The sequence below is a fragment of the Calothrix sp. NIES-3974 genome, assembly GCF_002368395.1.
GTDB lineage: Bacteria > Cyanobacteriota > Cyanobacteriia > Cyanobacteriales > Nostocaceae > NIES-3974.
In genome coordinates, this window is record NZ_AP018254.1 from 4,310,981 (window position 1) to 4,333,632 (window position 22,652).

Annotated in this window: 17 protein-coding genes; 2 read left to right on the plus strand and 15 right to left on the minus strand. The window is 38.9% G+C overall.

What is annotated here, in order from left to right; genetic code table 11:
• Positions 1-254: 254 nt before the first annotated feature.
• From CDC37_RS17340 to ilvN, 14 genes are all read right to left on the minus strand, one after another.
• Complete coding sequence (locus tag CDC37_RS17340) at positions 255-1,397, minus strand: DegT/DnrJ/EryC1/StrS family aminotransferase (protein WP_096623547.1); 1,143 nt, start codon at positions 1,395-1,397, stop codon at positions 255-257.
• 234 nt (positions 1,398-1,631) lie between these two features.
• On the minus strand, positions 1,632-2,684 hold the full coding sequence (locus tag CDC37_RS17345) for a peptidoglycan bridge formation glycyltransferase FemA/FemB family protein (protein ID WP_096623549.1): 1,053 nt from the start codon (positions 2,682-2,684) through the stop codon (positions 1,632-1,634).
• Positions 2,685-3,035: 351 nt separating this feature from the next.
• A complete protein-coding gene (locus CDC37_RS17350) occupies positions 3,036-3,815 on the minus strand; it encodes a class I SAM-dependent methyltransferase (RefSeq protein WP_157780774.1) in 780 nt (259 codons plus the stop codon).
• A 291-nt stretch (positions 3,816-4,106) separates the two neighbouring features.
• Positions 4,107-5,015 (minus strand): phytanoyl-CoA dioxygenase family protein, encoded by a 909-nt coding sequence (locus CDC37_RS17355; protein ID WP_096623553.1) that lies wholly within the window; start codon positions 5,013-5,015, stop codon positions 4,107-4,109.
• 42 nt (positions 5,016-5,057) lie between these two features.
• Positions 5,058-5,705 (minus strand): sugar transferase, encoded by a 648-nt coding sequence (locus tag CDC37_RS17360; protein WP_096623555.1) that lies wholly within the window; start codon positions 5,703-5,705, stop codon positions 5,058-5,060.
• A 290-nt stretch (positions 5,706-5,995) separates the two neighbouring features.
• Complete coding sequence (locus tag CDC37_RS17370) at positions 5,996-7,159, minus strand: glycosyltransferase (RefSeq protein ID WP_096623559.1); 1,164 nt, start codon at positions 7,157-7,159, stop codon at positions 5,996-5,998.
• 28 nt (positions 7,160-7,187) lie between these two features.
• A complete protein-coding gene (locus tag CDC37_RS17375; RefSeq protein ID WP_231943099.1) occupies positions 7,188-8,849 on the minus strand; it encodes a DUF4091 domain-containing protein in 1,662 nt (553 codons plus the stop codon).
• 67 nt (positions 8,850-8,916) lie between these two features.
• Entirely contained in the window at positions 8,917-10,110 is a 1,194-nt protein-coding gene (locus CDC37_RS17380; protein ID WP_172892793.1) for a glycosyltransferase family 4 protein, read from the minus strand.
• Between the two features lie 47 nt (positions 10,111-10,157).
• On the minus strand, positions 10,158-11,297 hold the full coding sequence (locus CDC37_RS17385; RefSeq protein ID WP_096623561.1) for a glycosyltransferase: 1,140 nt from the start codon (positions 11,295-11,297) through the stop codon (positions 10,158-10,160).
• A gap of 117 nt (positions 11,298-11,414) precedes the next feature.
• Positions 11,415-12,737: an O-antigen ligase family protein gene (locus CDC37_RS17390; protein ID WP_096623563.1), complete on the minus strand. Its 1,323-nt coding sequence runs from the start codon at positions 12,735-12,737 to the stop codon at positions 11,415-11,417.
• Positions 12,734-13,846: a glycosyltransferase family 4 protein gene (locus tag CDC37_RS17395; RefSeq protein ID WP_096623565.1), complete on the minus strand. Its 1,113-nt coding sequence runs from the start codon at positions 13,844-13,846 to the stop codon at positions 12,734-12,736. The genes CDC37_RS17390 and CDC37_RS17395 overlap by 4 nt, the downstream gene beginning before the upstream one ends.
• A 102-nt stretch (positions 13,847-13,948) precedes the next feature.
• Positions 13,949-15,310: a murein biosynthesis integral membrane protein MurJ gene (gene murJ, locus CDC37_RS17400; protein ID WP_096623567.1), complete on the minus strand. Its 1,362-nt coding sequence runs from the start codon at positions 15,308-15,310 to the stop codon at positions 13,949-13,951.
• 21 nt (positions 15,311-15,331) lie between these two features.
• Complete coding sequence (locus CDC37_RS17405) at positions 15,332-17,362, minus strand: polysaccharide biosynthesis protein (protein WP_096626351.1); 2,031 nt, start codon at positions 17,360-17,362, stop codon at positions 15,332-15,334.
• A 1,008-nt stretch (positions 17,363-18,370) separates the two neighbouring features.
• Positions 18,371-18,889 (minus strand): acetolactate synthase small subunit, encoded by a 519-nt coding sequence (gene ilvN / locus CDC37_RS17410; RefSeq protein WP_096623569.1) that lies wholly within the window; start codon positions 18,887-18,889, stop codon positions 18,371-18,373.
• A gap of 670 nt (positions 18,890-19,559) precedes the next feature.
• Here ilvN and ribBA point away from each other — a divergent pair.
• Positions 19,560-21,239, plus strand: a complete 1,680-nt coding sequence (gene ribBA / locus CDC37_RS17420; RefSeq protein WP_096623573.1) for a bifunctional 3,4-dihydroxy-2-butanone-4-phosphate synthase/GTP cyclohydrolase II — start codon at positions 19,560-19,562, stop codon at positions 21,237-21,239.
• 7 nt (positions 21,240-21,246) lie between these two features.
• Here ribBA and CDC37_RS17425 read toward each other — a convergent pair whose 3' ends face one another.
• A complete protein-coding gene (locus CDC37_RS17425; RefSeq protein WP_442861096.1) occupies positions 21,247-22,146 on the minus strand; it encodes an alpha/beta fold hydrolase in 900 nt (299 codons plus the stop codon).
• A gap of 204 nt (positions 22,147-22,350) precedes the next feature.
• On the opposite strand from CDC37_RS17425, the gene CDC37_RS24460 reads away from it, so the two are divergent.
• Positions 22,351-22,515, plus strand: a complete 165-nt coding sequence (locus CDC37_RS24460; protein WP_157780775.1) for a hypothetical protein — start codon at positions 22,351-22,353, stop codon at positions 22,513-22,515.
• Positions 22,516-22,652: the final 137 nt, after the last annotated feature.

Below are 22,652 nucleotides of genomic sequence, written 5' to 3' on the forward strand. Positions count from 1 at the left end.
ACACTACATAAAAACCCATCATTAACTAGTCGGCAATAAAGATCAATGGCCTATGCTTAGGAGGAGAGCAAGCCACTTGGTTAGATAATAAACCATATTTTCAGATTACTTCCTAACCTGACAATTACGCAAACAGCTGTAACATAGATTAAATCAGATTTTTGTAAAGAATAATTTTAAATAATTTTATTTTACCTTCTGCAAGAAAAAATAAACAACAAGCATATTAATACACAATAACCATGAATAACTATCTACTTTTGGATAGAATTCTGTTGCACTTGGTGAATTGTCTGTATCACTAGAGAAAGTTCCCTATCCGTCAAATTAGAACCGGAAGGTAAACACAAACCCCTACTGAACAAGTCTTCTGCCACTTCACCACCAAAGCATTCACACTCGGAAAATACTGGTTGTAGATGTAACGGTTTCCACACAGGACGAGATTCAATTTGTTGTTCAGCCAATCCCAAGCGAATTGTTTCGCGATCGCAACCAAATTCCTTTGGATTAATCGTCAAACAGGTCAACCAGCGTGTACTCATACCATAATCAGCTTCCGGCATAAATTCCACACCTGGTAAATCTGCCAACCCTTGGGTGTAAAATTCATAGTTGTGTCTTCTGGCTGCAACTCGTTGTGATAATACATGTAGCTGTCCGCGACCAATCCCCGCCAAGACATTACTCAAACGATAATTATAACCGATATGGGAATGTTGGTAGTGGGGTGCAGGATCACGAGCTTGAGTTGCCAAAAATCTGGTCTTTGCCACCAATTCCGACTGTTCTGATACTAACATCCCTCCTCCGGAAGTAGTAATAATTTTGTTGCCATTAAACGAGTAAATCCCCATCAACCCAAAAGTACCCGGAGAGCGTCCCTTATAGGTCGCACCCAATGCTTCAGCTGCATCTTCAATTAAAGCCACTCCATACTCATCACAAGCAGCTAAAATTGGTTCAATATCCGCACTTTGTCCGTAAAGATGCACCAAAATCACAGCTTTCGGCAATTTACCAATCCGTGCTTTCTTCTCCAGCGCTTCTCGCAACAAATCCGGACTCATATTCCAAGATTTGCGATCGCTGTCAATAAATACAGGTGTTGCACCCTGATAAACAATCGGATTTGCACTTGCAGCAAAGGTCAGAGTCGAACAAAAAACCTCATCACCCCTCCCCACACCAATTAGTTGTAGAGCCAAATGAATCGCAGCAGTCCCGGAACTTACCGCAGCTGCATGACCAGCACCTGTGATTTGGCAAAATTCCTGTTCAAAAGCGTCCAGATGGGGACCAACAGGAGCAATCCAGTTTGTGTCAAAAGCTTCCTGCACATATTTTAATTCGCGATCGCCCATGTGGGGTGGGGAAAGAAGAATAGGTTTTTTCATCGAAGACCCTAAATTTGATATTTTTTATTTAATTAATTATTCACTACTAACTTATCTAGGTTTATCCACCAGTTTAAAATCATAATTTTCACTTAGATCACAAATAGTCCAAATAGTCTAGCAAAAATGACTAATTTGTATATTTAAAACCTCAATTTAAAAAGCGATATCCCGATGCACATAATGATATTCACTTGACTTTGAGGAAAACAGTAAAAAAGGTTAAAAGTGAGATTAGATACTAGCACGATAAGCAGGGAAAAAGCCAGAACTCAACAGTTTATCTGCTGGTACATTCAAGGATTTTGCACGCTTCTCAACCAATTCCGAATATATCACTTCATCCACCACTAAACGCACAGTCATAAAACTGTGCTGTAGTTTAGAAAAACCTGCTTTGTAGGCAAATAAATGGTCTTCCTGTCCGCCAATTCCACCCCCTAAATGTAAAAAATTATTACCTCGACGATGGGCCCAATAACGTACATAATCTGTTTCCAAGCTTCCTGGAGATAGAGGGACAAATTTATCCCTTGTACCACCTAAAGTGCTTTGTACTATCCCACAAACTTCTGTATACAAACCGACACAAGCTATTTCTTGTTCATATTCCACTACACAAAGATGAAGTTTATCTTCTAAAACTTCAAACATCTGTCTATAGTAGTTTCGATCAAAGGAATAGTATACATTAGTTGCTTGCACCCTTGCCATTGTTTCATGATAAATTTCTGTAAATTCATCGACATACTCCAAAAGAGGTACGAACTTAGCTTCCATTCCTAATCTTTTGCATTTGTTAATGGTGCTTTTATGACCTTTTCTCGTGTGTGACCACAGTTCAGATTCAGGAATTCTTAAATCAACTGAGACAGTCTTCCCATTTGGTGTAAAGGTATTTTCTGGAAACAGTTGCTCAAAGTTTTCATTCAAGATAGGATGCATTCTCAAAAAAACTGAGCAAACACCCTTTTGATATAAGATATCCCGAAATTCTTGCCAAGCTTTATGTACAAAATCTGGCGAGTTAATCGCCTCTTCACTTAACAAAATACCAGGATAGCCATAGGGTGACTTGATATCAAAAACATCCTCTTCGTATTGGGAGAGTAAATAGGGGACAAAAAAAATCCGCTCACCTTCATTAATTATAATCGCTTCCGGAATTCCTGAACTACGATTGCCTTCTAGGGCGATATATTCTGGTAACTGGTAAATGTCATGGCGAATTTTTTGAAGTACGTCCTGCCATAACGGATCAGATAGACTGGTAATTTGCGACTTCATGGTTAATTGTTTATGATTATTTCGATAATTATTGAATTATTTTGACTTTATTTGACTTCCCTATCTATAATATATTTTACATTTATTTGTAAACTTGTAAATAGTCTCTAATCTTTGATAAAAGTAATCCAAATCATTACAGAGACCTCCCAAAAATCTTGTCTAAATTTTCATGAGTTTTGAGATGAGCTTTACAAATCCTTGAATAAAAAAAATATATAGGTGATTTTGGGCTTCTTGCTATAAGAGAGAAATATGCAAACTTAGATTTAATAGATAATTAAGGGTATAAGTTCTTCCACTGGGGTGTAGAATGGAAGAACATTGTAAATTGAGGATCAGGTAAATAAATCAGTTTATTTGATATATTTCGTAATATAAATTATCCCTCTGGGCTATATCAAAAGGAACATTACCTCCTCGTATTTTTGTAAACAAGCCATCACATTTAATTTCTTGAGAAGGGAAAGGATGGGTAATCGGATCAGTCACATATAAAATCACCATGTCTCGGTTATTCTGTTCATAGGATTTCCGAATATTGTCCATCACTTGGGAAAATATATCCGCACCAAAAGGAGCAAAGAAGAAAAATATACATTTCCCGTCAGGAATAGCATACTCGGTTGCATCGCAGCAAATTGATTCGATATCAAAGCATTTTTGGTTAGGATTTTTATATTGTTTGATATTTTTTAAGGTTGTTTCATGTAACTCTCTTGCGAATTCAATACCGATAATTTTCTGGAGATTGTACTCAGCAGCAACAAACAAAGCGCGTCCTTTCCCCGAGCCAAAATCAATAAAATTATAATCACTAAAATCCCTGGGAATATTAGCAATTAAATTTCTAATGGTTCGAGCGGGAATGGGATCATAGATAGAACAAGACTCTGTGTTGCTGCGAGTGACACTCAATTCATACAAATGAATTGATCCACAGGTATCAACCTGGTAAATTTGATCAAATTTTTTATCGAAGTATAGACCAATTAATCTTCGTGATAAGGGAATGCCATTTGTCCAAATTTCCTTAAGTAACTCAACTAAGCTACGCTCTCTAACAAAAGTATATATCTTACGGCGTAGAGAAGCTGGATTTTGGAGTTTACCTGGATTTGTGTAGGACATAGTAATTACCAATTGGTTATAGATGTTATGTTTTTCAGCTAAATCAAAACTGATATACACCAATGCCTAATACCAATTGGAAAAAGGAAGATAATACTCATATATCTGATATCTTCTTCCGTATATTGGAAGAATTATGTAGAAATACGGTATTATAAGCCTTTTTTAAATTAGTATTCTACTTGAACAGCACAGATATACAGTTATCAATGTTTTGATGTAAAAATTTTAAAAATCGAAGTTAAATTAACAAATATGGAGATGCACTCTTTTATGCATATCTTGTTAAAATTACTCCGACCAAATCGTGGGGAAAATTTCCGGATCGCTGTAGTCTGGTTCCCCATTAGGTAATTTACGGCAAAGTAAATCTAAAAAATGATGAATTTGCTTACCATTATTCCAAAAAGGTTGGTACTGGTTAGTTTCATCTTGTAAGTGAACTGCCATCGCTAAACGAACCTGGTCGCTATAATTAGGATAGCTACCATGAATCGTCCAACCATGATGAAAACTGATTTGACCTTTTTTCATCACCATTGGAACTTCTTTTATTTCCTTCCCCTCCTCCGCAAATTTTTGCAAAATTTTTGGTAAATCTTGTTGATTAAAATCTCTTAAATGTTCTGTTCCTGTCCACTTATGACTACCATCAATCACAACCAGGGGAGCGCGATTTTCCTCCGAATCATGAAAAGGTATCCAAGTTGCTAGTAACTTATCAGAAGTACAATTAGAAGAATAAGCATGATCCGTATGCCATCCCACAGCACCCTTCCCCAGACCCTTGGTTGGTGCTTTATAGACTAGCTGGTCTTCAAATCTTCTAATACTTTTACTTCGAGTTAACTTAGCCGCGATCGCACCTATAATTGGTTGTAAAGCTAACTTGCGAAGTTCCAACTTCTGCAAAGAAACAAACTCATTGTTACGAATTTCATCCCCATCTCCCGGTTGCCAATTACTATAACCTGTCTGGTAGGGAATAACCCAATCTCGTTCACCTTGATAAAATTTTTCGCTCCCTAAAATTGCCTCATCTATCACCTCATCGGGTATTACCCTTTGGGGAGTAATAAACCAACCGTGTTCTTCATAAAAAGCAATATCATCCTCCGTTGGTAAAAGAGCCATCTCTTCTTCAGTTAAATGATAAACATTATCTTTTAAATGATAAAAATTATCTTTGATTGCAATCATTTTTAACTCCTGTTTCTGATATTTCCTAGAATGACAAGACTCTTACTGCTTCATTTGTCCTAGGAATTCCGTTGAAGACACACAACCCTCCTCATCAATTCCCTCCTGCTTCAATACCTTAAACACCGTCAATAACAGGATCTGCAAATCCAACCACAAACTCCAATTATCCACATACCACACATCCAACTGAAATTTCTCTTCCCAGCTAATACTGTTACGACCTCTAACTTGAGTCCATCCAGTAATACCTGGTTTTACCTCATGACGACGAGCTTGTTCTGGTGTGTAACGATCCAAGTATCTCACTAACAGAGGACGGGGGCCAACAAAACTCATATCACCAATTAATACATTCCAGAGTTGGGGAAGCTCATCTAAACTGGTTTGACGTAAAAATTGTCCCAACTTAGTCACACGATCTTCATCCGGAAGTAGATTTCCCTCAGCATCGCATTCATTGGTCATGGTGCGAAATTTATAAAACTTAAAAATCTGCCCATCCTTTCCAGGACGATCCTGGGTAAACACAACCGGACTACCCATCTGTAGATAGATTGCGATCGCGACCACCAGAAAAATTGGCGAAAAAAGTAATAGTGCGATCGCGGCTACTATTCTATCGAGTACATGCTTGAGGAATTGACTACGGTTGAGTAAAGTTAATCCCCGTATATTTGTGCTAATCATATTTTTGCAATCCTTCTATATCAAATAATTCACAGCACTCATCAGGCTCTATTTCAGTAGCAATAACCGACTTACTGTTATCACTTACACCCTCGCCATCGGATTGGCAAAACGCTATTGCAAACAAATCAATACAAAAGGTGTCCGTTGACTCTTCGGTATAAGTAAAAAACTCAACAATAAGCACTGAACTGCTTTATAGGTATATGTCCCCAGAATTTTCTTAACCAAACATAAATTAGCTGAAAAGAGGCATGAAAGTCGTGCCAACTTGGCAGAGAATAGGTTATCTATTCAACCGATAATTTTACGGATGATGAGGATAAAGCCTTGGTATACAGTTCTTCATGTCGCTGAATGACGTGACTTAAATCGAATGCATTCATGCGATCGCGTCCCATCTTACCCATAACCCTAGCCTGTTGAGGATGATCTAAAATCCAAGCCATACAATCAGTTAAAGCTTGCACATCACCCACAGGAAATAACAAACCACAATCCTGGGTCACCAAATCTCTAGTTCCACGAATATCCGCACCAATCACAGGTACTTCCAAACATAAGGACTCCATCACACTTCTGGGTAATCCCTCCCGTTCTGAAGCCAATATAGTTGCCACAGAAGCACGAATTAAAGTGGTAATATCTTTGCGAAAGCCAAGAAACCTTACTTGCTCTTCTACCCCCAATTCACAAGCCAAATTCCGCATCGATTCCATCAAATCTCCGTCCCCAGCAAAAGCAACACAAACATCTTCTCGATGCAATTTTGCCAAAGCTTGAATGATATCCCGATGACGCTTCCCCGGATTAAACTCAGCTACCGAGAGGAATAAAGAAGTATTTGCAGAAATATCCATTTCTTGGCGAACTTTTTCAATTTCTTGAGCATAAATACCAGTGGGACTATAGTAATTTATATCCACACCAATACCAGGCATATACCAAACCCTTTCCGGAACGTTCAATCGGTGATCCCTAGCAACCTGCTCATCATGACGATTAATCACAACCAGATAATCATTCCAATTACCAGCTATTTTTTCTAAAGTCAGAAAAACAGCATTCTTGACTGGATTGCCATAGGGATGAAAGTGAAACCCATGAGCTGTGTAAATAACACTAGTTCCAATCTGCTTTCTTAGATACCGAAGTGCATATCTTGTGACAAAAGCAGCTACCGGTGTGTGAACATGAACTAAATTGTATTGCTCCTGAAGCACCACCTCTTGAATGACCCTAGGAGTTTTGAGAAAATTACCTGGATCAAGGGGATTTCGCGACCATTCAACATCCCAAGTGCGATTAAACTCCCGGATACAGTCAGTACATTCAGAAATTCCACAAGCCATACCATCTACTGTCCAACCCTGATCACGAAAGTAGCGGACAAAAGGCAAGATAAAACCACGTAACGTATCCGGAATTGTCGCTACTATTAAAATTTTTTTCATTTTCTTCAAATATAATTTATCTCGAACCTCACGAATTAGCTCTTGATTGTAAAAGCTTTTTCTCAATCGCTTTCCCCAACTTCTCTCTAGCCGATTCCAATTCTTGGGGATTCTTTGTCCACTCCCTCCAGCTAGAACCAACACTACGACTAACCTCTAAAGCCCAATCTTCAAGACCAAGACCTTTGAGTATTTCTATATACTCGTAGTCTTCCACCCCATCTCTGATCCATTTCAACCTCATAGAGGGAACAACCCCATCAACACCAACTTGTTTCCCGGGATAGACTAACATTCCCTCCCCTGGATAAAAAAGATTTTCTCTCACATCAGTTTCTACGTCATTCCAAGGGTCATCTGTCCATAAATCAATTCGCCAATACAAAACACCGGTTAAACCCAAGCTTTGGTTAATAAAACCGTGAGCTATCCTATAATTGATTGGGGCAAAATCTATCTGCCATTTTGGCGAATAATTATCTGGTACTAAAGCTGTATAAAACCAAATTTCTCCACCATTTTTCTTAGCATCACTGATTTTGTCAGCAGCAGCATCATACATTCTAGGTGAGACCACCCAAATGTCTACACCTGGTTTGCCGGCAAAAAAATTTTGGTCGTAAAGTTCTTGAATAGGAGTCATGACAGCCAAATTAGCCACTCCTGCTTTCTTGATATTACGTGCCCATTCCCTCATCGGTTGTTTAAGATTTTTGCAGCGATCAATTTCATCAACTGGATAAACATATAAAAATAAGTCTGGTTGGTGTTTTGCAGCTGCATTTTTGATTTCATCAACCGATGGAGCTGGTTTCATTTGACAGTTATGGTAATCAGCCCCACTCCAAAATGGTAAACGAACAGAAGTTAATCCCCATTGATCGATTAATTCTCGCTCATCACTTAGTTGTATTTTCCCAACAGGCATGATTTTATGTTTCAAAATCTCAATCCAAGCACTTTTACTGTTTTCTTCCCAAACTAGAAATGACGAATGAAGAGATGGTTTAAGGGGTAGCTCAAAATCCCACACTTTCAGTGAGATTTTACCGGTGAAATTTTCCTGGTCGCTCCTAACAGTAAATGTACCACTGTAATCCCCCGGTTGAGCATCACGGGGTATGAATAAATCAACCAAAATAGGTTGATTTTCTCCCTTTCTTAAATCAAAGGGTACTGCATTTAACTCATTTCCCTCCAGCTTGTGCTGCGTCTGTGGATTGACAAAGGGAATCAAAGCATCGGCATACCATCCTGTACCAAGAGATGGATTTTTAGACCTGCTATTTGTCGGGCTAGAATGAATCACATTCACATATTTTTCTCGGTAGAGAGTAATATTTGATTTGGGAATTAATTGATTATTTTTGCTTGTCAAATCAGAAACATCAATATTGAAATTTGTTAAATTACCTCCTAGTGCTCTGATGTTAATCTGAAAAGATTCGTATTCCCCTCGAGCTGCATAAAGCTGGATGTTACTAACAGGGTCTATAGTTTCTCTTAATCCGATTCTCTGCAAACTAGGAACAGCAGAAACAAGCAAACTGGTACTATTTGAGGATGCCAATTTGACCACCCCTAGGCTTAGGGAAAAAGTCGCGATCGCCAGCAATATCCATACGATAGTTTTTGAGAGGGTTTTCAAAGCAATGATAAACCTAGTTTGAGATAAAACTATACCCATCATAAAATTTATTTAGCCAACTTATACAGGGGTTTTTAGCAGATTATTCGACAACTGATTTTTTCATAATTTAGCGGGAGGTTAGCACTAAATTTCTCCCCGGTCTGTCAGTAAGAGATGAGAGTATATCTTTGTATAAATCTTCAAATTGCTCTGTCACTGATTCAATAGAGAAGTATTTAACAACTCTAGCTCTTGCAGCCTCTCCCAAAGCTTTTCTGTCTGTGTCATCCATCACCAGTAAATCTTTCCAAGCATTAGCTAAAGCTGCCGGATCTCGTGGAGGTACAATTCTACCAGTATCACCAACTGCCCATGCTGAATCCCCCACATCAGTCATAACACAAGGAACACAACAGGACATGGCTTCTCCAGCAATCATCGGAAATGCTTCCCCGTAAGCAGAAGATGAGGAAGCAATGTCTAGAGCCGCTGTAATTATGGGTATATCTTTACGCTCTCCTAGTAGGTGAATATGAGAAAGTTTCAGTTGTTGAATCGACTGTTGTAAAACTTTGTTATTACCATCAACATCTCGACCGACTAAGAGAAAATGAACATCTGGAAACTCTTTTTGTAAAATAGCTGCTGCTTGCAGAAAATTATAATGGTCTTTCATGGGATGAAAACGACAGATCAGACCAATCAAAAAAGCATCATGACTCAAACCCAACTCAATTCTCATTTTGGCTCTAGCTGCATCCGAGGGTTGGAATCTGGTTGTGTCAAACCCATTCGGAATCACACATGAATTTTGAGAATAATAACCCAATTGTTCATGCTGTCTTTTGCTATTTTCAGATGCGTACACAATTTTACTGATATATCTGGAAATGATTCCATCGAGTTTAATGATGGCTTGAGTTGTACCCTTTTCATTAGCTAATCTCGCAACTGAGTGTTGAATATCCCAGACAACAGGAATTTCTTTCCTGGAAAAAACACTTGCAAGCCATGCGGCTAAATTCCCATGATACATCCAACCTTGGATTAAATCCGGTTGATGATGACTTATTATTTTCAAAAGTTGTGATAACGAGCTAGGTGTTGGCAAACCCCCTAAAGGAATACCAGCGGTGTAAACTGGCACATTTAATGATTCAATGCGATCGCCCAGTGTGCCTCGATTCATCAAAGAAATCACAACCGGACTGAAAATTTCTCGATTTGTTCTCGATAACAGATTGTAAAGCATCATTTCTGCACCACCGGTGTAAAGTCCAGTAATGACATGAGCTATTTTTAACTGTTGATTTATGGTCATGGCTTTTACACTCAATATTTTTAATGAAATTATGTTGTAGTTTTTACCTAGGTACCCAGTAAATTTAAACAATGTAGTTGAGTGCTTTCTACTAGCTTTTTCACACTGAAATGCGTCAGAATTATTTTTCTTGCTTTCTCCTTTAAAAGCATTTTCTCTGACAAAGGTAATGTGATAATCCTTCTACATCCTGCTGCTAAAGCTTCTGGATTCCCAGGAGGAACAACGACACCTGCATCCTTGACAATCCAAGCTGAATCACCTACATCTGTTACTACACAAGGAACACCACAAGCCATTGCTTCACCTATTACATTTCCAAAACCTTCACCAAAAGCGGAAGCAGATACAGCAATATCAAGAGCATTATGAACAGCACACATATCTCCACGTGCACCACTCCAGATTAACCTGTCAGTAATACCCAATTCCTCAGCCAAATGATGCAGCTGTTGAATGTAATTTGGGTCAGGTCCAGTACCCACACAAACGAAGCGTAAATATTTGTAATCCTGACAAAGTAATGCAGCAGCTTTCAAAAAGTTTGGATGATCCTTTTGAGGATAAATTCTTCCCACTAGACCAATCAAAATATCCGTATCTGAAACTCCCCATTCTTGGCGAACTTTTACACCAGCTTCTCGATGGGGTTGAAAATACTCAGTATCAATACCATTGGATATTACAACTATTTTTTTCGAGGGAAATCCGATATTTAAATAATCCTTTCTACCACTATGGGAATTAATAATTATCAAATCCACCATATTGGAGAAAAAAGTTTCCAGCTTGCCAATTATATTTCCTAACCAATCAAATGCAGCATCTGGCGAGTAGGAAATACGTATCCCCCAAATAATTGGCGTAGAAGGGAAAAATAGTTTTAAAAATATACCAACTACATTTGCTTCTCCCATATAAGTATGTATAATATTGGGTTGAATCTGCCACAAAATACTAAGTAAACGCCACAAGAATCTCACTACATCCCAACGCCCTTTCTTATTTAAACAAATAACTGCCACATTGCTTCCTTTCAATATTTTTTCCAGCGCACCACCAGGGTAAAAGTATAGAACCGTGACATCTAATAGATGGGAGTTAATTTCTTTAACCAAAGTCACGAGTTGCCTTTGAGCTCCGCCATATTCTAAATCACGAATCAAAAACACAATTTTTTTTTTCATTTTCTTCATGTAAATTAATTAAGCTAGTATGATACAAAACATGACATATAGTTTTTTCTTCTTATGTAAATCAACGATAACTCAATCTTAACTAATTTTTAAATTGCCATATATAGACTATAAAGAATTTTGGAAATTTTTTTTTGATATCACCTTACTTCTAACTGGCATTTCTGCTGTTAAACTAATGCTAGACATCAATGAGAAGGACATCAAAAACTCCCTATGTTCTAGTACATTATGACTAAAAAATGACCAAACTAAAATTAAGATGACAAATGCGAAAGATATCGCAAAATTACTTTCAGCAGAATTGCATACACAGCAAAAAACCAATAATGGTAGAACTAGAGAGCCAAGAAATCCATGCTCTAACATAAAGGATAAGTACATATTATGAGATCTCTTACCAATGACATTTGATTCTAACTTTAAACCATAGCCTATTCCTCTTCCCCAAAAAGGAGACTCTAAAAACTCCTGCCAAGTTTTTTCAGCAATAGGTAAGCGTGAAGAACTTACATCATCAATCTCGCTTTTACCAACCATAGGATTGATTTGAGTGATTCGCTCAAAATTAGGATTATCTAATAGATTTTCTTGCACATTAATCCCGCTTGAATTTAAAACTATAGAGTTGAAAAACATCCAGATTAAAAGACAGGCTAAAATTAGCCAGGAAATATTTTTATTGTTCAATAAAATCTTGCGCCAATAAATGAAAATAGCTGTAACCAAAAAAAAGCAAATGAAACCACTTCGAGAGAAGGTGACAAAAGCACCTATAAACAGCAAGATTATAAATGGTAAGCGAAATTTAACAGGAACTATATCTATTGTGAAAATCATGCCCAAAATCAGTACGCAAGTTGCACGATTAGAATCAATATAAAATCCAGCAGCACGATTAGTCTCTAAAACACTTTGGTGGTCAAAAACCGTCACAAAACTTTCTGGATATAAGAGACTGCAAATATTGGCAATAACATTCACTAATGTGATTAACAATATTTCATATTTAACTATTTTCTGAACTTGATATGATGAGAAAATCAAACTAGATATAAATAGAAAAATTATCGATAGTATTCTGGTTCTTAGTTCCTCTTCTGATTCTATTGGTTGATAGTGAGAATAAAAAATATATGAATATACAGAAATGAATATATAGACATAAATCCAAAATAACAATGTCTTAGATATGTACTTTAGCCTTGAACTTAATGAGAAAAGCAGAGGGATGGAGGCAACTCCAAAAAAACCAACCCAGACTTTTGGCTGAGGTGTTCCAATTGCATGGCTGAAGTATACATCAAAATTAGTAAAAAAAGTCAAAACGAATGTCACTGCTAAAATAACATGGTAATAAAAAATTAACTTATTTTCTTGATTACTTGATGTGCTGTTCTGTAAGTAGTGTCCTTTCATATTGATTGTCATGTTGCCACTTGATGAAAAAGTAATTCCCACTGCTCAGTCACCAACGCCAAATCAAAGCGTTTTGATGTTGTTCGGGCTTGTCTTGATAAGTTTTGACGTTCTTCATCATTAGACATTAAGTAATCCATTATTTGAGCCAATTTACAAATATTTTCACTAGGGACTAATATTCCATTTATACCATCTTGAATGACTTCACTTGGACCACTTGGGCAATCAGTTGATATCACGGCTAACCCGCAAGCCAATGCTTCTAATAGTACTAAAGGCAAACCCTCAAAACGAGATGATAGAACAAATAGTTCTGATTTTTTCAGGATTGAAATTGGATTGCTAGTCACTCCTGGTAACAATACTTGATCTGTCAAACCAAGACTGAATATCATTTTCTCTAGTTTTGTTCTTAGTGTTCCCTCACCAAATATTAATAGCTGCCAATCTGAATATTTATCAGCCAGCTTGTGAAATGCAGATATTAAAAGCTCAAAGTTTTTCTGGTATTCTAACCTGCCCATTCCTATAATCCATTTTTTGTCAGGGTCAGCACCTTTGGGTAAATTAACGGTGTCTTGCTCATCTTCAAAAGAGATTGGTTGTAATGGATTATAAATGACTGCTCTTTTAGTTTTTGGTAACCAGTCAAAATATGAATCAACACCTAGACTTACACTTACTACTTTTGCTGCGAATGGATAGATTAGGCGACGTAATTTTCCCCATATACCTTGATTACGAGCCATTCTTGGGTCATTTTGCTCAGTTACTATAACTGGATATTTCGTGTTGAAAAGAGATATTAAGGTCATTATATTTGATTCACACATGTGTGAGATGACAACATCTGGATTAAGTGATGAGATAGTCCTTCTCACTTTCCAAAAGCGATGTAAATTATTCCATAATGCATGAAGTATACTTGGAGAACTTTTAGCCAAATCAAGGGGAATTCTTTCCACTTCCTTTGCTACTTTATAAAAGTCTCTTTCAATACCTGCTATTGTGAGTAAAGAGACTTTGTGTCCTCTTTTAATTAAGCCTTCGGCAATTAAGACCACTGCCCTTTCAGCACCACCACAGGCAAGAGATGAAATAATTAGAGTGATGTGCATAATTTTCCTTAATTTTGATTCCAAAAATACAAGTTTTAGCCTTTAAATTTATCTCAGTGATATCCTTGTTAGCTCTTTGTTAAAGTTTTTGGTCTGAACAATTCACGTAAGTTTTTGTAACCTAATCTTAGCATTAAAAAACATATAAAAAAAACAAAATACATAGACACAACTTGTGGATAAGGCGATACCATTGATTCCCATAAACTGCATAAATAAATAATTAAAGACGATGTTAAAAATTAGATTAAAGGCGGAAACTTGCATCAAAATATGATTTTTTTTCATAGCTGATATGAGTCTAACGACCAATATATTTGCTACATAAAAAGGAATTTGAAGGGCATAATAGACTTGAATGTTGGCAACTATTTTCGTATCCTGTGCAGTAAAGGAACCTCTTTGAAAAAGAATTTCAACTACTTGCTGGGAAAATATAATAAATAAAATTGCTAGTGGTATGGTTAGGGTAAATATAATTTGTAAATACTTTTGAAGTGTGTGACTTACAGCTTTCCATTCCTGATGGGCAACCATTTTGGAAAAATAGGGGATTATGGCTGCACTTAGTGCTGTGGTGACTAGGGTGATTGGAAGGGAAATAACGCGATTTCCATAGTTTAGTGCTGCAACACTTCCTGGTGATAGCATGGCAGCCATTGACTGATCTACTATCGATGTACTAGACATTAGCAACGAACCGGCAATCATGGGAATATATTGACCAAATACCTGACGCAGATGAGAGTCAAAACTGTATAATTTGGGATATAAGGAAATCCCTTGTTTGTGAAGTGAAATTCCCAATAAAATTATTTCTATAACACCACCAGCAATTAAACCTGTAGCTAAATTCAATACACCTAATGAATGAAATCCTAGTAAAAAGCCAATTGTCACAATTGAAGTTGTCATCGGAGAAATAGCAGCAAAGAAAAATTTCTCCCCAGCATTCAGAACTGAACTCCAAATATCGATAATTCCGCTCAAAACAACTACTGGTGAAAGTAGACACAGTAGTTTAAAAGTAAGATTTAGTTTCTCCTCGTTAAATCCCTTAGCTATTAAGGGTAAATAATAGGGCGCGATCGCAATCATAAAAATCGCAGTAAATGGCAGTAATATTAAACTCCAAAATATGACTCCGGAGAGTAGTTGATTCGATTCTTTTTGACCTTTTTTTTCTCTCACTTGAATGTAGGTCGGTATCAGAGCTGCTGGAACTGAACCCGCAATCACATTAATCATAAACGAAGGTACTAATAGGGCAATTAAAAATGCATCCAAACTATCACTTGTACCAAATTTCCATGCTACCACCAATTCTTTGATTACTGCTGCCCCTTTTACTAAAGCTGTCCCCACAGCAACTACAATAGCAGCACCAAAAATCTGGCGATTTGCAGAACCATTAGTGATTTTTCTCCAGTGAACAACTATGTTGTTCAATTTTTGAAGTTTCATAGTGGTGTTTTATTAATTCAATCAGATATGTTTAAGGGAAAAATCACGAGAATGGTTCGATGGTGTATCTATTTCCTTAGCAGTCCAACGACTGTTTTCATGAGGATATTGGGGTTTATACTCGGCAACTATTTGCTCTAACAAAAATAGAATAGAGTTGACATCGTTTCTTGCAGCTGCTTGACATAGTTTGTCCACTGCAACTTTCAAATTATCAGGAACTATGCGACTAGCATTCTTCACCACTAATAATTTATCGTGTTCTGTGGGTTCGTATTCCTCCCCTTCTATAAATAATTCCTCAAACAATTTTTCCCCTGGTCTTAATCCTGTAAACTGGATTTCTATATCCTTTCCGACTTCATAACCAGAGAGTCGGATTAGCTCTTTGGCTAAATCGACGATTTTCACTGGTTGACCCATATTCAACATCAGTACTTCACCACCCCTTCCCAGTACTGCTGCTTGCAAAACTAACTGTACTGCTTCGGGGATGGTCATGAAATAGCGGCAAATGTCGGGGTGGGTGACGGTCACTGGTCCTCCTGCGGCAATTTGCTTTTTGAAGGTGGGGACTACACTCCCGCGACTTCCAAGAACATTACCAAAACGAACTGCTACGTAGGATTTACCGCTTTGTTTAGCTGCTTGCAGGACTAGCATTTCGGCAACGCGTTTGCTCGCTCCCATGACGTTGGTGGGGTTGACCGCTTTGTCGGTGGATATCATGACAAAGTGATTGACGTTGTATTTAAGAGCTAGATTCAGGAGGTTTCTGGTGCCAATGACGTTGTTGGTGACAGCTTCGGGTGAATTAAGTTCCATTAGGGGAACATGTTTGTGGGCTGCTGCGTGAAATACTACGTCTGGTTGAAAGGTGGCAAAGGCATGTTCTAGTCTTTCGGGAATCCGGATGTCGGCAATAAAGGCTGATAGCTTGGGGGTTTGCCGTTGGGATTTGGCTTCTGTGGTCAGGAGTTGGATGACCTGATCTAGTTCCTGTTGAATGGTGAAGACGGAGTTCTCACCGTGTCCAATCAAGAGTATTTCTGATGGTAGACATTTGAGTATTTGCCGACAGAGTTCACTACCGATGGAACCTCCTGCACCGGTTATCAGGATACGTTTGCCTTGGATAAATTCGGAGACGCGCTGAGTATCTATTTGTACTGGTTCGCGACGGAGGAGGTCTTCGATTCTGACATCGCGGATGCTGTCGAGGCGAACTTTGCCGTTGATGATTTCGTGAATACCTGGTAAGGTGAAGGTGTTGATCCCGGTTTGTTGACAGATATCTACGATGTCGCGAATTACTCGTCCTGCGACGGTTGGCATGGCAATGATGACTTTACTGATGTGCAGGGATTGGATGATATCGGGGATGGATCGGCGATCGCCAACTACGGGAACTCCGCGAATGCGAGCGTTGAGTTTATGGGGATCGTCGTCGATAAAGGCAACTGGTTGCAGTCCTAGCTGAGGATTTCGTTGCATTTCCTGGACTAGGGATATACCCGCACTACCTGCACCGACAATCAGGGTGCGTTCTTTAGATTGGGGGTGGATACGTCGCTGTTGCAGTCTTTCGATGATGCGAATACTGAATCGCATTGCACCAATAAAGACGAAGGATAATAATCCGTCGATAAATGGTAGCGAATTTGGCAGTTCGTTAACACTGAAGGGGATAATATAGTTTGATATATCAAACAAAATTGCCTGGACAATTACGGCAGCTATGGTTAGGACGGCAATGTATACTAGTTCCTCTATACTGGCATAGCGCCAATAACGCTTGTAAAATCCGAAGCTCCAAAAAACGGATATTTTAATAACCAAAAACAAAAGCGTTGCTGTCACCAAGTCCGGGAGGTAGGAGCTAATTTGTAAGTTTCCGTCTAGTCTGAGGATGAGTGCAAGCAGGGGTGTAGATATAAATGCGATAATATCAAAAATTAGTAAGTGCCGATTACGCAGCTTGACTAGCTTTGCTGACACTTGTTTGAGAAGAAACTGTGTTAGTCGGTGTGAGAGAAAAAACAAAGAATTTATGACCATCCAACCCTCCAGACGCAGCCAAATTGATTTTACCTTGACGATGCTAATGTCAAGATTTGGATGTTTGGCGTATTTGTTTTACGTATCTTCAGCAAAATCAAAAATGGATTGACCCATTGCAACAAAAATTGCGATCGCAATATGGGAGTCAATTACAGTTGCAGGGAATTTATATTTTAATTTTGCATTTCATCAAGCCCTAGGAATGATATTTTTTTATTGACTACCCTATTTTTGACAAGAATTATATCCCCCTTGGCGATAGCTTACTTGTGATACGGAGTCAAGTTTACAAAAACCAGTGTTCTCATAACTTGATGCAATAATTGAGCAAAAACAAACCTTAGTTATAGATAACATCTGATTTTTATCATTCATATCAAGGAATTTCTGTTCAATTCACAATCGCAACACCCATCAACTTCCCCTAACTCGAAATTTCATTTGATTATGTTTAGAGTTGAGAACAGTGGATAGATAATATTTTTTTAAATCTCTATTTATGGTGGCTGGTGAATGGTTGGAATGATCAGATTTGGTGTTGGCCAGAATCTGGGAAATTTTTACATGACCGCATTGTTTCCTCTAGATGTTACCTAGTGGGGGTTTTCTGTCACAACACGCAACACATCAACAACCGTTAACCATGATATCACCAGCAACACGGAGGCGTTACAGAAGCAACTTATCTACGGAGTCAATATTGAGTGATTTGATCGTGTTCAACCATCACATCAAATTTGTAGCAGTTTTCATGGCCAATGTCGTGCCAATTTGGCAGAACATCCGATGCAAAACCCGAATCAATCCGTATTGAAGGGAGAAATTAGGTCAAGAAGAAAGGATGATTCTACTGGAAGTCAGGATTTTTTGGGTATAAAAAGCTGATGCTAATCATGCATAGGTTTTGCTGTCTTGATTTGACCACTAATCACTGAAATAAATGGATTGCAAAACCTTTTCTTTCTCCCAAGAAAACTTATATACGCAAATATTATGAGCTTAAATCTTAGCTTCCAAGGACTTAAGGTATTCCGTATTTACACCAGACTCACGGGTGAGGGCAATTTTGCCAGTACGAGCAATTTCTCGTAATCCAAACTTTTGTAACACCTGGACAATTGCCACCATTTTTCCTGGGTCGCCGACAACTTCCAGGGTCAGTGAATCTTCTGCCACATCAACAACACGAGCGCGGAAAATTTGGGCGATCTCAACAACCTCGGAGCGATTGATGCTGGTAGCGTTGACTTTGAGCAGCATCAATTCCCGTTCCACACAGGGGACTTCGGTAACGTCTTGAACCTTTAAAACGTTGATGAGCTTGTATAACTGCTTTGTTAATTGCTCAATAATGCGGTCGTCTCCCGGTACTACCATCGTGATGCGTGAGACTCCGGATTGCTCCGCAGGACCAACGGCCAAGCTTTCGATATTAAAACCCCGACGTGCAAATAATCCCGCGATACGAGAGAGAACTCCCGCTTCGTCTTCAACTAGTACCGAGAGTGTGTGTTTCATGATTAGCCAAGACCAATGAGGGCAGACAACTAAAAGGTAAGGTGGAAAGGTTGATGTGGGTATAGCGATCGCCAGACTAAAGACTAAAATCTTAGATTCAAATCTGATTTTGCTGTCGAGAGCAAGATATATCTCTTTTGCCAGCTGGTGATTCAGGACGAGGGTTTTGGTAGAGACGGGGTTAGACTAGGAAATTTAAGATAGATTTTAGATTTGTAATTATATTTAACTACAAAAAATGCCAGATTGATCAAGTTAATTGATCAATTTATCTAAAAATCATGATTTTTTTCAGGAGTGGGAATAGGGAGTAATAGCGTTTTACATTGGAGTTGATACCTGATGGGGAGCTTTCGGGAGTAGGGGAAGAAAATGTCTCAAAATTTGAGTGAAATGGTATTAGTAAACGAAAACCCATATTCCGCAATCATCTCAAATCCAAAATCCGTCTTGGAAGGTTTGTTGGAAAAATAAATCTCCCCGAAGTTTACCGGAAAGCGCAAAGTCTGCGGGGGATACTCCCCCCGTAGAACTTTGTCAGAAGAAAATCTTCCTGGTAACCTCTCTTCCCCAACTTTCCGCAAAATCCAAAATTTCATCAGATGCGTCGAAAATTCCGAAACAAGCTAGAATCATAATTAGCAATTGCAAAAAATTACGTTCGTTGTTTGTGTCCCAGACTCCCACCCCAGCTAATCCAGAATTTCAATTTGATTCTATCCCCGCAGCCCTGGCAGACCTCAAAGCAGGACGCACTATTGTGGTTGTTGATGATGAAAATCGCGAAAATGAAGGCGATTTGATTTGTGCAGCCCAATTTGCCACCCCTGACATGATTAATTTTATGGCGGTGGAAGCGCGAGGTTTAATTTGTTTGGCAATGACTGGGGAACGGCTTGACCAGTTGGAGTTGCCGTTGATGGTGACTAATATCACAGACCCAAACCAAACAGCTTTCACCGTCAGTATTGACGCTAGCCCCCATTTAGGGGTAAGTACGGGAATTTCCGCAGAAGACCGAGCGCGAACCATTCAAGTGGCTCTCAATCCAGCGACAAAACCCTCAGATTTACGCCGTCCGGGACATATCTTCCCCTTGCGAGCCAAGGAGGGGGGTGTACTAAAACGAGCAGGACATACGGAGGCGGCGGTCGATTTAGCACGGTTGGCTGGTTTATATCCGGCTGGGGTGATTTGCGAAATTCAAAACCCCAATGGTTCAATGGCGCGCTTGCCAGAGTTGATAGAGTATGCCCAGCGTCATAAATTGAAGATAATTAGTATTGCCGATTTAATTAGTTATCGTTTGCAACATGACCGCTTGGTGTATCGGGAGGTGGTGACAAAGCTACCGAGTCAATTTGGTAATTTTGATATCTACGGATATCGGCATACCCTGAATAATACTGAACATGTGGCGATTGTCAAGGGCGACCCGGCCAAGTTTCGTGATCAACCGGTGATGGTGAGGATGCATTCGGAATGTTTAACGGGGGATGCATTGGGTTCTTTGCGCTGTGATTGTCGGATGCAATTGCAAGCGGCTTTAAAAATGATTGAAAATGCTGGTCAGGGGGTAGTGGTTTATCTGCGTCAAGAGGGTCGGGGTATTGGTTTAATTAATAAGCTCAAAGCCTATTCTCTCCAGGATATGGGTTTGGATACGGTGGAAGCAAACGAAAGGTTGGGATTTGCAGCTGATTTGCGCGATTATGGAATGGGGGCCCAGATTTTGATGGATTTGGGGGTTCACCAAATTCGTTTGATTACCAATAACCCCCGTAAAATTGCTGGTTTGAAGGGGTATGATTTAGAGATTGTTGACCGCGTACCTTTGTTGATCGAGGCTAATGATTATAATTCCTATTATTTGGCGACAAAGGCCAAAAAACTAGGTCACATGTTGTTGCAAACCTACTTGTTGACGGTGGCCATAAATTGGCGTGACGAACCCCAATGTATTACAGACCGTTACGAACGTTTAGAAAAATTACGGTTTATTGCTGGCAATTATAATTTATTATTGCAGGAAGATGCCCGTCCGTTAGCTTTGGCTTTATTTGATCAAGCATCGTTAACAGTACACTTAGGTTTTGATCAACCCCATCTTGCACCACCTGACTGGTATCGCCAAAAAGACCATCCCTATGTCAAAGCTGTCGGAAAAATCCTGGATGAGTTAGCGAGTCTACCCTACGTAGAAAAATGGGAATTTTTAGTTTCTTCTGGAAATGACCCGTTGAGTAACTTACAGGTACAGCTTGATCGGGAAATATATAGGCGATCGCAAATTCCTTCTAGTTTGTTGGAGCAGTTGACAACCCAGAAGATTTATAGTTTTTCGGGTTAAATCTGGTTTATTCTGCCACAAAAGAGAGAATTGCTTGAGCGGTAACTTCTGGTTGCTCTAGGTGGGGAACATGGCCACAGTTTTCAATCCAAACCAATTTACTATGGGGAATTCCCCGTTTAAATCTGGCTGCATCCTTGACTCCCAGGATTTTATCACTATCTCCCCAGAGAATTAAAGTTGGCTGTGAGATTTTGTTGAGGGTAGTAAATCGAAACGGACGATAGCCACCGCTTTTGGTAAAAGCAATTAAAGAACGATGCCAATTTTCCATCCCTAAGTGTAATGAAGCACATATCTGCGCATCTAGGGAAGCAAATTCTTTATTCTTGTAAGCAGCACGGGAAATACTTTGACGAATTTTCGGATTCCGTAAAAAATCAGTAGCCCATGTATCCAATGGAGGAAACATCAATTTACTAATCGGTGAACCCCCCGTTAATCCAGCACTATCAATTAATACAAGTTTTTTTACCACATCGGGATAGGTAAGGGAAAAATCAATTGCAGCTGCACCTCCCATTGATGCACCCACTAGAATAATTGGTTGATTAATCAGGGTATGCCAAAACTGGTAAAGATGGGTTTTAATACTATCTGTCGTGTAGGGAATATCCAGTGGACGTTGATTAAAGCCAAACCCCAGTAAATCCACACCCCACGTTGCATGGGATACAGCTAATCGGGGAATCAGACGACGAAATTCCAACACCGAACTATCAAAACCGTGTAACAACAGAATGGGTTGTCCGCCATTGCCTTGATGAATGTAACTCGTTTGAATTGGTTGTTGTCTCCCAGGGATAGAAATATTTACCTGTTGCAGATTTTGGACTAGGGTAATAGAAGTTTCTTCCGTCAACTGCTGTAGGCTAGCTGCTGGTAAAAAGCTGATTAAATCCTTGATTCTAGTTGTATCGCTAGTCTGACCCACCCTAATCACTCCCGTGTCTTGAAGCATTAATTATCTAATACTATTAGTTATTCTATTAGTTATTTTACATGTCCAGCAGAGTCAAGTTTGCGGTAGAACCCAAGCAATTCCAGCTTTGAGAAATTGGCTATGGGATAATACTTAATTAATTTGGGTCGTTATTTTATATATTGCTCCTTGCCAGTAGATCCCATAGAGGATAGCAACCAAACCCTGCAACTGGTAGAGAGAATGACCAGGGAATATGGCACAACTGACCGTACATTTAAAAGCGCCATCATTTGGGCGATCGCAGATTCTGATACCCAATTACGGGAAGAAGCACATAAATTTTTAGCTTGAAACTGCTGAAATTCCCACTAATCCTAGCAACGTAAATGGTATCAAATGGACAGGAGCGATCACACCTCAAAACTCAAAAATGGATGAACTTTTATACCAAGGTACTTTCTAAATTTGCTGCTGCTGCAAATTTAAAA

Coding starts and splice junctions, on each gene's coding strand:
- CDC37_RS17370 (WP_096623559.1), bottom strand. CDS start 7,159: ATGAAAAAAATTTTAATAGTAGCGACAATTCCGGATACGTTACGTGGT.
- CDC37_RS17395 (WP_096623565.1), bottom strand. CDS start 13,846: ATGCACATCACTCTAATTATTTCATCTCTTGCCTGTGGTGGTGCTGAA.
- CDC37_RS17360 (WP_096623555.1), bottom strand. CDS start 5,705: ATGATTAGCACAAATATACGGGGATTAACTTTACTCAACCGTAGTCAA.
- CDC37_RS17375 (WP_231943099.1), bottom strand. CDS start 8,849: ATGATGGGTATAGTTTTATCTCAAACTAGGTTTATCATTGCTTTGAAA.
- CDC37_RS17345 (WP_096623549.1), bottom strand. CDS start 2,684: ATGAAGTCGCAAATTACCAGTCTATCTGATCCGTTATGGCAGGACGTA.
- murJ (WP_096623567.1), bottom strand. CDS start 15,310: ATGAAACTTCAAAAATTGAACAACATAGTTGTTCACTGGAGAAAAATC.
- CDC37_RS17350 (WP_157780774.1), bottom strand. CDS start 3,815: ATGTCCTACACAAATCCAGGTAAACTCCAAAATCCAGCTTCTCTACGC.
- ilvN (WP_096623569.1), bottom strand. CDS start 18,889: ATGAAACACACACTCTCGGTACTAGTTGAAGACGAAGCGGGAGTTCTC.
- CDC37_RS17340 (WP_096623547.1), bottom strand. CDS start 1,397: ATGAAAAAACCTATTCTTCTTTCCCCACCCCACATGGGCGATCGCGAA.
- CDC37_RS17385 (WP_096623561.1), bottom strand. CDS start 11,297: ATGAAAAAAAAAATTGTGTTTTTGATTCGTGATTTAGAATATGGCGGA.
- CDC37_RS17355 (WP_096623553.1), bottom strand. CDS start 5,015: ATGATTGCAATCAAAGATAATTTTTATCATTTAAAAGATAATGTTTAT.
- CDC37_RS17380 (WP_172892793.1), bottom strand. CDS start 10,110: ATGACCATAAATCAACAGTTAAAAATAGCTCATGTCATTACTGGACTT.
- CDC37_RS17390 (WP_096623563.1), bottom strand. CDS start 12,737: ATGACAATCAATATGAAAGGACACTACTTACAGAACAGCACATCAAGT.